A 12,956-nucleotide genomic window follows, 5' to 3' on the forward strand; every position below is an offset into this window, starting at 1 on the left:
TTCTGTGGTTCAGTGCCATCGGAAGACTAAGGAGTGCACGTATGTCGTTGTCGCGCAGGACCGTTCTCGCTGGGACCGTAGTGGGGTCGGCGAGTTTGGCCACCGTCGCGGCGGCAGGCAGTATTCCGGGTGCGCTGAGCGCCACCGCCGCGGCCGCGCCCGCCGGCGGCTACCTGATCGGCATCGGTCTGTCCGATATCACCGGTCCGGCCGCCGAATGCGGCATGATGGGCTACTCCCAGCTGGAGCAGACCACGGCGGGCATCCACCTGCGTCCGAGGGTGCGGGCGTACATCATTGCCGACGGCGACAAGCGCGTCGCCTTCGTCGTGGCCGACAACGGCATGATCTTCGGCTCGGTGCATCGCGGCGTAATGCTGGAGCTGGCACGGCGTTTCGGTGATCTCTACTCCGAGCAGAACGTGCTGCTCACCTCCACCCATTCGCACGCCACCTGCGGCGGATCCAGCCACGACCACGCCTACAACCTCGCGATTCTCGGCTTCCAGCAACAGGTTTACGACGCCGAGGTGAACGGCATCGTGGAAGCCATCGCCGCCGCGCACGCCGATCTGAGCCCGGGCACGCTCGCACTGGGCCGCGGCGAACTGCACGACGCGAGTGTCAACCGGTCTCGCATCGCCTACGACCGCAACCCCGACGCGGACAAGAACTACTTCCCGCCGGCCGGCATCGACCCGGCGGTCACTGCGCTCTCGATCACCAAGGGCGGCAAGCAGGTCGGGGCCATCACCTGGTTCGCCACGCACAACACCTCGATGAGCAACAAGAATCGCTTGATCAGCGGTGACAACAAGGGTTACGCCTCGTTCGCGCACGAGCACACCGAGCACGGCGTCCGATACCTCGACGGTCAGCCGGATTTCGTGTCCGCGTTCGCACAGACCAACTCCGGCGACATGTCGCCGAATCTGAACCTGGGCCCCACCTCCGGGCCCACCGAGGACGAGTTCGAGAACACCCGCATCATCGGTGAGCGTCAGTATCGGGCCTCGAAAACCGCACTGGCGCAGGCCCGGACGATCGGCGGCACGGTCGACTCGATGCTCTGCTACATCGATCTGGCCGATATCGCGGTCGACGGGCGCTACACCGGCGACGGGCTACCCAAGCGCACCTCGCCCGCCGCGGCCGGCGTCGCGCTGATCGCGGGCAGCACCGAGGACGGGCCCGGCCTGCCCGGCATCCCGATCCCGGAAGGCGTGCGCAATCCGTTCCTGGACGCGGTCGGCGACCCGCGGCAACCCGCCCCACGCTGGCTCGCGGATGCCCAGGCGCCCAAGGCGATTGTGGCGCCGCTGGGCCTACTGGGATGGGTGCCCAGTGTGGTGCCGATCCAGATCATGCGCCTCGGCGAGCTGTACCTGGCCGCCGCGGGCGGCGAGTTCACCATCGTGTCCGGGCTGCGTATCCGCCGCGTTGTCGCCGACACACTTGGCGTGCCGCTGGAGCAGGTCCTGCTACAGGGATACGCGAACACCTATCACGAATACGTCACCACCCCTGAGGAATACGACGCCCAGCAGTACGAGGGCGGCTCAACCCTGTTCGGCCGCTACACACTTCCGGCCTACCTCCAGGAATTCACCCGACTAGCCGGGGCCTTCGTGGCCCGACAGCAGATCCCGCGCGGTCCCGCACCGCGCGACGTGTCGAATATGCAGCCGAACTTCGCGGCCGCGCCCGGCCCGGACACCACCCCGGCGGGTCGTGCCTTCGGCGATGTACTGACCCAGCCCGCCGCGTCCTACCAGCGCGGCAACCAGGCGGCCGCCGAATTCGTCTCCGCCCACCCGAAACACAGCCCGCGCCGCAACGGCACCTTCCTGGAAGTGCAGCGCCGCAACAGCTCCGGTGACTGGGTGCGGGTAGCCAACGAGGGCGAATGGGCGGTGCGCTACCACTGGAGCAAACGCGGCAGCTCCGAATCCGTGGCCCGGTTCACCTGGGACATCCCGGCCGACGCCGAAACGGGCGCGTACCGCTTCGTGCATTTCGCCGACAGCCTGGGCGGTGACGGCGCACTGCGTCCCTTCACCGGCACCAGCAGCGAATTCGCGGTGACCTAGAGCCCGGTCTGCGCGCCTTTGTCGCCGCGGCGCGCGCCTCGCCGCTGAATCAGGAAGATCGTCAGGCCCAGCAGGCCGACACCCATCCCCATCAGGCATACCGGCCGCAACGTTTCCCAGCGGTCCCCGCTGACCCACACCACGATGGTCGCGATGAACCACAGCGCACTTCCGACCGCCAGCACGGGCCGCGGATCGGTGAAGCGCGGCGGGATCTCCGGAACTTTCTGGGTCACCTAGCAAGCGTAGCTACCGAACCGCCTGCCCGCCCTCCGCAGGTCCCGTATCGTTTGCCCTTGTGACAACGCCATCGGATGTTCGAGCCCTCGCGGGCGAGCTCTCGCTCGCCGTGGTACGGCTGACGCGACATCTGCGGGGCCGCCGCGCCGATGCACAGATCTCGTTGACCCAGCTGTCCGCATTGGCCACCCTGCATCGCGACGGCGCCATGACCCCGGGCGCGCTAGCCGCGAAAGAGCGGGTGCAGCCGCCGTCGATGACCCGGGTGATCGCCTCGCTCACCGACCTGGAACTGGTGGAGCGCAAACCGCACCCCACCGACGGCCGGCAGATCATCGTCTCGCTCTCCGACGCGGGCCGCGCCCTCATCGATGACGAAGCCAGCGCCCGCGAAGCCTGGATGACCGAGCAGCTCTCGCAGCTCACCGACGAGCAACTGGTCGTCCTCACCCGGGCCGTCGGCATCATGAAGCAGATCGTCACCGACTCCGAATAGGAGTCACCGCGCGTACTCCCGCGCCCCGAAAGGCTGGTCGCTGTCGACGATTTCGCGCCCCAGCGGGAACAGCGACAGCGGGATCATCTTCAGGTTCGCCCACCCGAACGGGATGCCGATGATCGAGACGAACAGCGGGATGCTGGTCAGCAGATGACCCAGCGCCAGCCACCAGCCCGCGAAGACGAACCAGATGATGTTGCCGATCATCGAGCCCGGCCGCACTCCCGGCTTCTCCACCGCGCTGCGCCCGAACGGCCACAGCGCGTAGGCCGCGATCCGGAAGGACGCGATGCCCCACGGAATCGTGATGATCAGGATGCAGCAGATGACACCGGCGATGACATAGCCGATCGCCATCCAGAACCCCGCGAAGATGAGCCAGAGGATGTTGAGAACCAGCTGAATCGGCTTCATGAGCCCCAGGATACGACTGGATGCTGACAGGAACCTGGGATGTTGGTCTCAGAAGTGCCAGCCGAGCTCCGCCTCGCGTTCCGCCGAGAAGGCGTGTTCCAGGTCGTAGACATGCCGGGAATCCTTGGCCTGCAAGCGGTTTGCCGCGGCGTACACCCGTGCCGGATAGGCCCCGAGGTACAGGCTGCCCAGCACGTCGATGCCGAGTTCGATATCCGGAGCTCGGGTGGTCGGCGCGCATTCGGCGTGACCGTCGCGGACGGTGAGGGCGAAGGTGCCGCCCGCTTCGCGGAACGGATCGCGCACGGCCAGAACAACATCCAGATCGGCGCGGTAGGCACGGGCGGTCAGGGCGGCCGGGACATCCATGAGACGGAGCCACAGGGTGTCGTGCCGGCCCTCGGTCCGGACCAGCCGCAGGTCGGTCAGCAGGTAGGGGAGCGGGTCGTGGTCGGGGAGGAACGCTTCGATGTGGGTGACGAGTTCCAGGCCGAACAGTGCGCGCCAGAGCGCGGCGTGCGCGTCGGTGGTCACCGTCCGCATCTCGACGATCTCGACCGCCGTTCCGGCGTCGCGATGGTGGTATCGGTAGAGGACATACCCGTCCGGGTGCAACAGCACGAACAGGGCGGTGCCACCGCCACGCCACGCCTCCGGGTCGCTGAACCGGATCTCCCAGGACGCGTCCGGACGGACCTGCGCGCCAGGGGTGAGCCTGCGCCACCGGTCGTAGATCTCTTTGATCCGCGTGCCCGCCACCGGCAGTTCGCTGAGGTCGACACCACCCGGATCCGGTGCGGTAGAGAGGAATTCGGCGAATCGCCGGTCGATGGTGACCCGGCTCTCCCGGATCGCCGGCCCATACCCGAAGCGCCCGTAGATGCCGGCCTGACTGGCGGTGAAGATCGTCAACGGCAACCCCGCCGCCTCCGTGCGCCGATGCTGTTCGGTGTACATCGCCCGCAGGATCCCGCGTCGCCGATGTGTCGGCGCCACCGCGACCCCTGCGATGCCTGTCGCCGGTACCGTCCGCTCACCCGGCACGGTCAGCGTCATCGTCCGTGCCTTGGTCCGGCCGACCACCCGGTCCCCCTCGACCGCGACGATATCGTCGGCCGGCGCGAACAGCCGAGCCGACCGCTCCCGGTACTCCGGGTCGGAATGCATAGTGAATGCCGTCGCATGCAGCAGCCGAGCCGCATCCTCATCGGCAGGCTCGGCCGAACGAATAGTGACCTCGGATCCCATCGTCATCATCCGACCATCCCATGCCTCACTCGGGCGCGCACCCGCTTTCTCGCGGCGCGGCCACCGGTGTGCGGGCTCGAGCTGCCGACCAGGCAGGATAGGGCCGTGGCTGAAGTGATCGATATCGACGATCCCGCGGATCCGCGGGTCGACGATTTCCGCGATCTCTCCTCCGCCGACCGCAGGCCGGATCTGCCCGGGCGGAAGGGGCTGGTGATCGCGGAGGGGGTGGTCGTGGTGCAGCGGATGCTGGATTCGCGGTTCACGCCGAGCGCGCTGCTCGGGGTGGGGAAGCGGTATGAGCTGCTGGCCGATGACCTGGCCGGGATGGATGTGCCGTACTACCGGGCCAGTGCCGAGGTGATGGCCGAAGTGGTGGGGTTCCATCTGAATCGGGGCGTGCTCGCAGTCGCGCCCAGGCCGGCGGAACTGACCTTGGATGAGGTCCTCGCGGACGCGCGCACCGTCGCGGTGCTGGAGGGCGTCAACGACCACGAGAACCTCGGGTCCATGTTCCGCAATGCGGCGGGGCTGGGCGCGGAGGCGGTGCTGTTCGGGGATCGTTGCGCGGATCCGCTGTATCGGCGCAGCGTGCGGGTCTCCATGGGACACGTGCTGCGGGTACCGTTCGCGTCCGTCCCGGACTGGCCTGGTGGTTTGGATATACTGCGCCGCAAAGGCTTTCAGATCATCGCGCTGACCCCGGACCCGGCCGCGGTGAATCTGGCCGCCGCGATGACGGGGGAGCGGGTGGCATTGCTGCTGGGGGCGGAGGGGCCGGGATTGACCGAGGAAGCCATGCGGGCCACCGACATCCGGGCCCGGATCCCGATGTCGCCGGGCACGGATTCGCTGAATGTGGCGACGGCCGCCGCGATGGCGTTCTATGAGCGGGTGAGGACATCGTGAATCCAGGGGAGTATCGAGATCCGACACCGTGGGCGTCCGGGATCACCGTGTCGGTGCTGGTCGCGCTGCTGACCGCGGCGGCCGTCTTTTCCTTCGGCGATGCGCTCGCACGGGTGCATCCGCTGCTGTCGATCGTGGTGAACCTGGTCGCGGCGGGCGGCGCCGCACCCACCGCCTGGCGTTGGCGCGCGGCGCCGGTCACCAGGTGGGTGGTCGCGGGGATCGCGGCCGGGGTGCTGCTGGCCTGGTTCGCGCTGTTCCTCGGCCTCGTCTTCGGCTGAGGTCAGGAGACGCGGTCGCGGCCCCGGATCCAGTGCAAGATGCTGCGGCGCTGGGGCCGCACGGCTAGATCGGGTTCCTCCGGCGGCAGCAGGGTGGCCGGGTCCGGCGCCTGCCCCTTCGGATACAGCGTGAATCCGCAGACCGCGATATCGCGCGGGGTCAGTGCTTCCGCCGGGGCGGGCGCGCGGTAGCGGAAGCCGAGCCACTCGTTGTTGGCGGCGTCGGCGAAATCGGGGGGATCGAAGGGCAGCAACTGCGGGTCGGGTAGTTCACCCGCGCGCCAGCGCACCGGATGCTCGCCCGCCCAGAACGGCCGTTCCCACACCAGCGGCAGGCCTTCGTCTTCCAGGATGTTCACCCGGGTGGAGCTGAAGGCGCGGCGGAATTCGCCACGCTCCCAATGCGCGTAGGCGCCCCAGCTGTAGGCGGAGTCGAAGGCGATCAGGTAGGTGTGTTCCGAGGCGAGCGGGCGCACCAGCAATTCCGGCAGCGCGGTCGGGCGGATCATCGCGGCCTGCGCCGAACACACCACGGTCACACCGGGATAGCAGCCGATGTACACCTCGCCGACGGGCGGTCCGGCGCAACCGGAGAGGGTGCCGACCATGATCGGCAGCACGTCGCGGTCGGCATGCAGCTGTTTGGCCAAGGCCAGGGCGGCTTCCGGGTCGGGGTCGCGGTGATCCCGCAACACCGCCAACGGGTCTGGGGCGTCGACGTACCAGAGAGTCGAGGCTTTGGACAGCATTGACGGTACCTCCCGATGGTTGCACCAGCGACGCAAACACTTAGCAACTCTCGGCGTCGGCGAACCCCTTCCGGCTACCGCGAACTGCCCGCCACCGACTGGTGTGTCGAAGGCTCACATCAAAATCTACCCGCACAAATCGGTCAATGCCGCCGGTTCGGCATGCGAACACGCCAGGCAGACTCAAAAATTCGAGTTTCAGATAGCTGCCAGCAACTCGGGACAGCTGCGCGCGAATCGGGTACGGACTACTCAGTGACCGGAGCTGCGGACGCCGAGCAACACGTCTTCCCAGGACGGCATCGGCGCCTTGCCGCGCTTGTTGCGCGCGGCCTTGGCCGGAGCCGGCTTGGCGGGCTTCTTCTCGGCCGCCGGAGCGGGATTCGAAGTAGCGGCGGCGGCCGGGGGTGCGGCCGGGGTGCTCGGCGGCGGGGCGGCGGGCTGTTCGGGAGCGGTGCCGCCGACAGCCGGAGTGGTGCTGGTGCCCGCGGCGACGGCCGGGGTGCTCGCCGCTGCGGGAGCGGGTGCGGCGGGTGCGGCAGGCACTGTGGGTGCGGCCGGCGGCGGGGTGCTCGCAGCCGGAACGGCGGCGGCGGTACCGCCCGCGGCGACAGCGCGCTGCGGTTCGTAGTACTCGTCCAGCGCGGGCTGGCTCTGGCGGGCCGCCGGACGCGGCGGGACGATGGCTTCGCGCGTGGCCGGCCGGGTCTCGGCGGGGCGCGGCGAGGGCGACTCGGCCACCACGGGCTCCGGCTCCGCCACGGGCGCTTCGATTTCGGCCGCGGCGGGCAGGATGGTCGCGAGCCCGCGCAGGGCCCGCCCGAAATCGGGATCGACCAGGTCGGCTGCGGGATCGTCGAGGGGGGAGACCGAGCCGCCGTGCGCGTCGGGCTGGTAGCGCCAGTGCGCGGCGATCTCGGAATGACCGTTCTGCCACTGCAACTGGGCGACCCAGTAGCCCTTTTCGTCCTTCCAGGCATCCCACTCGGCATTGTCGAGGGTATGCCCGCGCTCGGTGAACGCGGCGGTGACGATATCGATCAGGATTTCCACGGCGGGCCCGTCGGGCCGCACCGGATGCGCTTTTTGTGCGAGCTCGGCGGCCCGGGCGCGTTCCAGCAGCACCGGGTAGGCGAACCGCTCGACCCGGCTGGCGGGCATGCCGGATTCTTCGGTGACTTGTTCTACGGAGGCCCCGGCACGAATACGAGCTTGAATATCGCGGGGACGCATAGTTGCTTCCATCTCGATCTCAATCTGGCCGAATCGGGCAAGGTCTCCGCGGGCTGCGGCTCGAAGCTTGTCGTCGGCGGGCAGCCGGTACTTATTTCCGGTCTCGGTGTCGATACACACGATGTGCGTGGAGTCGGGCGTCACCCCGATCACTCGAAGTTCACGCACCGTTACCTCCTTATCGCGTCGGCTCGCGACACCGCCCACTGCTCTTGCGCCACAGTAGTGCACAGTTGTTGTTCTCGAGGCAGGACACGCGGGCCGAATGTCGGCCCAGAACGCGCTACACCCGCTAATCTGCTCTGTTCGACTCGCGAGAAATCGATCTACGGCGTGTCGAATTCCGGTGTGTCGCAGGAAATCAACTGTGCACTACCGCTGGCTACTACTTGCTAGGCGAGGCTTTCGACGACCCAGTCGATGCAGCGGGTCAGCTGCGAGACGTCCTCGGGGTCGATCGCCGGGAACATGCCGACGCGGAGCTGGTTGCGGCCCAGCTTGCGGTACGGCTCGGTGTCGACGATCCCATTGGCCCGCAGCACCTTCGCGACCTGCGCCGCGTCCACCGACTCGGCGAAGTCGATGGTGCCCACGACCTGCGAGCGGTGTGCCGGATCGACCACGTACGGGGTGGCGTATTCGCTGGACTCGGCCCAGGAGTACAGGCGCGACGAGGAATCCAGGGTCCGCTTGACCGCCCAGTCCAGACCGCCGTTGCCGTTCAGCCACTCGATCTGGTTGGCGAACAGCAGCAGGGTGGCCAGCGCCGGGGTGTTGTAGGTCTGGTCCTTGGTGGAGTTGTCGATCGCGATCGGCAGCGAAAGGAACTCGGGGGTCCAGCGGTTGGAGGCTTTGATCTCCTCGACCCGGGCCAGGGCCGCCGGGCTCATCAGCGCGACCCACAGGCCACCGTCGGCGGCGAAGCACTTCTGCGGCGCGAAGTAGTACACGTCGGAGTCGGCGATGTTGACCGGCAGACCGCCCGCGCCCGAGGTGGCGTCGATGGCGATCAGGGCGTGCTCGGAGCCCGCGGGGCGCTGCACCGGGATGGCCACACCGGTGGAGGTCTCGTTGTGCGCCCAGCCGATCAGGTCGGCCGAGGGGTCGGAGGTCGGGGCCGGCGCGCTGCCCGGCTCGGATTTCACCACGATCGGGTCGCCGATGAACGGGTTGCCCTTGGCGACCGCGGCGAACTTCGAGGAGAACTCACCGTTGGTCAGGTGCAGCGAACGCTCCCGGATCAGGCCGAAGGCCGCGGCATCCCAGAACGCCGTGGTGCCACCGTTGCCCAGCACCACCTCGTAGCCCTCGGGCAACGCGAACAGCTCGCGCAGACCGCCGCGCACCCGCGCCACCACGTCCTTGACCGGCTTCTGCCGGTGCGAGGTGCCGAATACGGAAGCGCCGGTGTCGACTAGAGACTGCAGCTGTTCCGGGCGCACCTTGGAGGGGCCACAGCCGAACCGTCCGTCGGCAGGCTTGAGGTCGGCGGGGATGGTCGGGAGCGCAGTGGTCATGGCGAACAGACTAGATGGTGGTATTGCTGTGCCCGAGACCACACTCCAGCTAACGTAGCCGCCCATGGACCTGGCGTCGGCTAACTCGGGGTGGCTGTTGCGCGCACGACGATCTCGCGCCTTCGGCGGGCGGAACGGAACGTTGTCCGACTCTGCGCGACGGGAACTGCTGCTACACGGTGCCGCCGGCTCCGCGACCGTGCTGGGGGTGCGCCAGAGTACTTCCGGCGGAACGGAATCCGAGTGTGTGTTCACGGTGCAGGTGCAGCTGGACGGGGCGCGGCCCTACGACACCCGGGTGCGGCAGCGGGTGCGCGTAGCGGACCTCGAGGGGATGCAGCCCGGTGACGTGGTGTGCTGCCGGGTGGACCCGGGGGATCCGGACCGCCTGGTGCTCTACGTGCCGGACTCCGGAGATGCCACCACCGTGAGTGTTTCGAAGATCCTCGCCAACGGCCGCCGGGCCGACGGCACGGTACTCGCCACCGCGCCCGTGGCCGCCGACTACGCGGGGCGTGAGGACCCGGTGCTGCGCCTGGACCTGGAATTGCGGGCCTGGGACGAACCGAAACCGTGGCATGTGCGCCTGATCCAGCCGGTGCCGCTGACCGCGATCGGCCTGGTCGATCTGGGCCAGCATTTGGAAGTCGCGTTCTTCACGGTCGATCACGGGGAAACCGTGGCCGTGGACTGGGCGGCGTCGCTGGGCGAGGAATAGGGCGCACGCCTTACCGAACTTTTAGAGAAACGCCGACCCGGACATTAATTCGTACCCTTACGGTTTTCGGTGTGATCGAACAACGCTCCCGCCTGGCCATTTTCACTGTTGCGCTGTTGCTGGCCGGAGCGGTCGGCGGGACGGTCACCGCGTGCGCGATATTCGCCGATGACGCGCCGACCGGAATCGCCTTGATCAATGCCGATACCGGACCCACCGGTGACCGCGTGATCAAAGCGCTGGAACAGGACGGCCGGGGGTACGAATGGACCATGGCGCGGCCGGGGGAGGCGAGCACCGACGACTACGCGGCCGTGATCAGTTTGCCCGCCGACCTGACCACGTCCATCGGCTCGCTCGCGGGCCCGCAACCCAAACGTGCCGAGGTCACCGTGGCCACCCACGACGACGCGGACGCCAACCTGGTCAACGGGGCGACGAACGAGGTGACGCACCTGATCGGCGCGACCGGGGTGGACGCCGCGCTGGCGGCGGTCGCCCAGGCCCGCACACAACTGTCGAGCGTGCAGTTCACCGCCCAGCTGCTCGCCGCCGGTGTGAACTCCGCGGCCGCGAGCGCCGACCAGTTCGGCTCGGGTGCGGAGGAAATGCTCGGCTTCCTGGAATTCGCCAAATCCGGCTCCGCGCAGTTGACCTCGGCGATCGCGATCCTCAACGACACCGTCGACGGTGCGGCCCTCCAGGCGAATCAGCTTGCCGCCGCCCTGGATTCGACCGGCGTCACGATCGGCCAGGTGCAGCAATCGGCGGCCGCGGTGAGTACCGGTCTGGAGCAGATCCTGCCGATGCTGCGCGCCCTGCCCTTCGCCGGTGATCCGGCGGTCGCCGACATCATCGCCAAACTCGAAGGGCTGCGGACTGTTTCGGGTCAGGCGGGCAGCCAGCTGGCGGGCTTGGACCTCCTGGTCGGCGGCGCGGTCGACCCGAACACCGACCTGGGCACCCTGCTGCGCACCGTGGTCGGCCGATTGCAGAGCGCCAGTGCGCAATTGAACGAGGGCGCGAAACTCGCCGAGGGCCTGCCGCAGCTGGCCGAACAGGGCGGCGAGATGGTCACCAGCGCCATCTCGCAGCTGACCGCCGGGGTCGGTCAGTTGCAGACCATCGTGAACAACCTGAATACCCAGACGGGTAAGGCTATGGAAACGCTACCGATGCGCAGCACCGCCCAGCAGTCCGCGCTCGCGCTGGCGCTCACCGACCCGGTCGAGATCGTCCGGAAGTGACAAAACGGCCCGTGTTCCGGTGGGAACACGGGCCGCAATGCGGTTTCGACTTACTGCGCGTCGAGCAGATCGATCACGAAGACCAGGGTCTTGCCCGAGAGCTTGTGGCCGGAACCGGCATCGCCGTAGGCCAGCTTCGGCGGGATGGTCAGCTGGCGGCGGCCGCCGACCTTCATGCCGGGAATGCCGTCCTGCCAGCCCTGGATCAGGCCGCGCAGCGGGAAGGAGAGGGATTCGCCGCGGTTCCACGACGAGTCGAACTCTTCACCGGACTCGAATTCGACGCCCACGTAGTGCACCTCGACGGTGCCGCCGGGCACGGCTTCCTTGCCCTCGCCCTCGATGAGGTCCTTGATCACGAGCTCGGTGGGCGCGGGGCCCGCCTGGAATTCGATCTCCGGCTTCGACATTCGGTCTATCCCCTTCGATAGGTGATGGATTACTCAGCGGTTGTTGATGGCTTGATAGTCGCGCTCACCGTAGCCGGTGTAGACCTGGCGCGGACGGCCGATCTTCAGCGGCTCGGAGTGCATTTCGCGCCAGTGCGCGATCCAGCCGGGCAGTCGGCCCATCGCGAACAGCACAGTGAACATCCGGGTCGGGAAGCCCATGGCCCGGTAGATGACGCCGGTGTAGAAATCGACGTTCGGGTACAGCTGACGCGAGATGAAGTACTCGTCGGTCAGCGCGGCCTCTTCCAGCGCCTTCGCGATGTCGAAGAGCTGATCGTCGCCGCCCAGCTTTTGCAGAATGTTGTCGGCGTGCTTCTTGGCGATCGCGGCGCGCGGGTCGTAATTGCGGTAGACGCGGTGCCCGAAGCCCATGAGCTTCACGCCGTCTTCCTTGTTCTTGACCTTGCGGATGAATTCCTTGACGTCACCGCCGGAGGCCTTGATGTCGTCCAGCATTTCCAGCACGGCCTGGTTGGCGCCGCCGTGCAGCGGACCCCACAGCGCGTTGATGCCGCCGGATACCGAGGTGAACAGGTTGGCGTCGGAGGAGCCGACCAGGCGCACGGTGGAGGTGGAGCAGTTCTGCTCGTGATCGGCGTGCAGGATCAGCAGCATGTCGAGCGCGGCGGCGACCTCGGGGTCGACCTCGTACGGCTCGGCCGGGAAGCCGAAGGTCATGCGCAGGAAGTTCTCCACCAGCGACAGCGAGTTGTCCGGGTAGAGGAAGGGCTGGCCGACCGACTTCTTGTAGGAGTAAGCCGCGATGGTCGGCAGCTTCGCGAGTAGTCGGATCGTGGATAGCTCGACCTGCTCGGGATCGCGCGGGTCCAGCGAATCCTGGTAGTACGCCGAGAGGGCGTTGACCGCGGAGGAGAGCACCGGCATCGGGTGCGCGTTGCGCGGGAAGCCGTCGAAGAACCGCTTCAGATCCTCGTGCAGCAGGGTGTGCCGGCGGATCCGGTCGGTGAAATCTTCCAGCTGGGTCTGCGTCGGCAGCTCGCCGTAGATGAGCAGGTAGCTGACCTCGATGAAGGTGGAGGAGTCGGCCAGCTGCTCGATCGGGTAGCCGCGGTAGCGCAGAATGCCCTGCTCACCGTCGATGTAGGTGATCGCCGACTTGGTCGACGCGGTGTTCATGAAGCCGGGGTCGTAGGTCACGTACCCGGTACTGGCCAGCATTTTGCCCAGATCGATGCCGTCGTTGCCTACTTCGGCTTCGGCGATCGTCATGGGGTACTCGCCACCGGGGTAGCTCAGCACCGGCTTGGCGTCGTTGATGTGGTCTTTCTCGGGCACGGAAGGATCCCTCTCAGGCTAGGACCGTCGGCATCGAAGTGCGGTCGGCACGGCGGTGCGATT

The 12,956-nt window shown here is 67.7% G+C and carries 14 protein-coding genes; 6 read left to right on the forward strand and 8 right to left on the reverse strand.

Going from position 1 to position 12,956, the window contains the following annotated elements:
- Nucleotides 1–41: 41 nt before the first annotated feature.
- Nucleotides 42–2,090 (forward strand): neutral/alkaline ceramidase, encoded by a 2,049-nt coding sequence (locus IBX22_RS20995; RefSeq protein ID WP_194817208.1) that lies wholly within the window; start codon nt 42–44, stop codon nt 2,088–2,090.
- Here the strand turns inward: IBX22_RS20995 and IBX22_RS21000 are convergent.
- The gene (locus IBX22_RS21000; protein WP_194817209.1) at nt 2,087–2,326 is read right to left on the reverse strand and encodes a DUF2530 domain-containing protein; all 240 of its coding nucleotides are present in this window, start codon (nt 2,324–2,326) and stop codon (nt 2,087–2,089) included. The two genes, IBX22_RS20995 and IBX22_RS21000, sit on opposite strands and share 4 nt — an antisense overlap.
- Before the next feature lie 62 nt (nt 2,327–2,388).
- Between IBX22_RS21000 and IBX22_RS21005 the strand changes: the two genes are divergently transcribed.
- Nucleotides 2,389–2,826 carry a MarR family winged helix-turn-helix transcriptional regulator gene (locus IBX22_RS21005; protein ID WP_194817210.1) on the forward strand — a complete coding sequence of 146 codons (438 nt, stop codon included), beginning with the start codon at nt 2,389–2,391 and terminating at the stop codon, nt 2,824–2,826.
- Between the two features lie 3 nt (nt 2,827–2,829).
- On the opposite strand, the gene IBX22_RS21010 is transcribed toward IBX22_RS21005, so the two are convergent.
- Nucleotides 2,830–3,243 (reverse strand): YccF domain-containing protein, encoded by a 414-nt coding sequence (locus IBX22_RS21010; protein ID WP_194817211.1) that lies wholly within the window; start codon nt 3,241–3,243, stop codon nt 2,830–2,832.
- 48 nt (nt 3,244–3,291) lie between these two features.
- Complete coding sequence (locus IBX22_RS21015; protein ID WP_194817840.1) at nt 3,292–4,497, reverse strand: GNAT family N-acetyltransferase; 1,206 nt, start codon at nt 4,495–4,497, stop codon at nt 3,292–3,294.
- Between the two features lie 99 nt (nt 4,498–4,596).
- Here IBX22_RS21015 and IBX22_RS21020 point away from each other — a divergent pair, with 99 nt between their 5' ends.
- Nucleotides 4,597–5,400: an RNA methyltransferase gene (locus IBX22_RS21020; RefSeq protein ID WP_194817212.1), complete on the forward strand. Its 804-nt coding sequence runs from the start codon at nt 4,597–4,599 to the stop codon at nt 5,398–5,400.
- Complete coding sequence (locus tag IBX22_RS21025) at nt 5,397–5,681, forward strand: DUF2537 domain-containing protein (RefSeq protein WP_194817213.1); 285 nt, start codon at nt 5,397–5,399, stop codon at nt 5,679–5,681. Before IBX22_RS21020 ends, IBX22_RS21025 begins: the two co-directional genes overlap by 4 nt.
- 2 nt (nt 5,682–5,683) lie before the next feature.
- Here the strand turns inward: IBX22_RS21025 and IBX22_RS21030 are convergent, their stop codons facing one another.
- From IBX22_RS21030 to serC, 3 genes are all read right to left on the reverse strand, one after another.
- A complete protein-coding gene (locus tag IBX22_RS21030) occupies nt 5,684–6,430 on the reverse strand; it encodes a DUF6928 family protein (RefSeq protein ID WP_194817214.1) in 747 nt (248 codons plus the stop codon).
- A 252-nt stretch (nt 6,431–6,682) separates the two neighbouring features.
- Nucleotides 6,683–7,831 carry a septation protein SepH gene (gene sepH / locus IBX22_RS21035; RefSeq protein ID WP_194817215.1) on the reverse strand — a complete coding sequence of 383 codons (1,149 nt, stop codon included), beginning with the start codon at nt 7,829–7,831 and terminating at the stop codon, nt 6,683–6,685.
- A 224-nt stretch (nt 7,832–8,055) separates the two neighbouring features.
- Entirely contained in the window at nt 8,056–9,180 is a 1,125-nt protein-coding gene (gene serC / locus IBX22_RS21040; protein ID WP_194817216.1) for a phosphoserine transaminase, read from the reverse strand.
- Between the two features lie 142 nt (nt 9,181–9,322).
- Here serC and IBX22_RS21045 point away from each other — a divergent pair, with 142 nt between their 5' ends.
- Nucleotides 9,323–9,898, forward strand: coding sequence for a hypothetical protein (locus IBX22_RS21045; protein WP_228538906.1), 576 nt, complete (start codon nt 9,323–9,325; stop codon nt 9,896–9,898).
- 71 nt (nt 9,899–9,969) lie between these two features.
- Complete coding sequence (locus IBX22_RS21050; RefSeq protein ID WP_194817218.1) at nt 9,970–11,145, forward strand: hypothetical protein; 1,176 nt, start codon at nt 9,970–9,972, stop codon at nt 11,143–11,145.
- Between the two features lie 50 nt (nt 11,146–11,195).
- Here the strand turns inward: IBX22_RS21050 and IBX22_RS21055 are convergent, their stop codons facing one another.
- Nucleotides 11,196–11,555, reverse strand: coding sequence for an FKBP-type peptidyl-prolyl cis-trans isomerase (locus tag IBX22_RS21055; RefSeq protein ID WP_194817219.1), 360 nt, complete (start codon nt 11,553–11,555; stop codon nt 11,196–11,198).
- A 33-nt stretch (nt 11,556–11,588) separates the two neighbouring features.
- Entirely contained in the window at nt 11,589–12,893 is a 1,305-nt protein-coding gene (locus IBX22_RS21060; RefSeq protein ID WP_194817220.1) for a citrate synthase, read from the reverse strand.
- Between the last annotated feature and the right edge of the window lie 63 nt (nt 12,894–12,956).

The sequence above is a fragment of the Nocardia sp. XZ_19_385 genome (genome assembly GCF_015355755.1).
GTDB lineage: Bacteria > Actinomycetota > Actinomycetes > Mycobacteriales > Mycobacteriaceae > Nocardia.

Excerpts from the sequence above, each read along its gene's own strand:
- IBX22_RS20995 (WP_194817208.1), top strand. The coding sequence starts at position 42 with ATGTCGTTGTCGCGCAGGACCGTTCTCGCTGGGACCGTAGTGGGGTCG.
- IBX22_RS21010 (WP_194817211.1), bottom strand. The coding sequence starts at position 3,243 with ATGAAGCCGATTCAGCTGGTTCTCAACATCCTCTGGCTCATCTTCGCG.
- IBX22_RS21015 (WP_194817840.1), bottom strand. The coding sequence starts at position 4,497 with ATGACGATGGGATCCGAGGTCACTATTCGTTCGGCCGAGCCTGCCGAT.
- IBX22_RS21030 (WP_194817214.1), bottom strand. The coding sequence starts at position 6,430 with ATGCTGTCCAAAGCCTCGACTCTCTGGTACGTCGACGCCCCAGACCCG.
- serC (WP_194817216.1), bottom strand. The coding sequence starts at position 9,180 with ATGACCACTGCGCTCCCGACCATCCCCGCCGACCTCAAGCCTGCCGAC.
- IBX22_RS21055 (WP_194817219.1), bottom strand. The coding sequence starts at position 11,555 with ATGTCGAAGCCGGAGATCGAATTCCAGGCGGGCCCCGCGCCCACCGAG.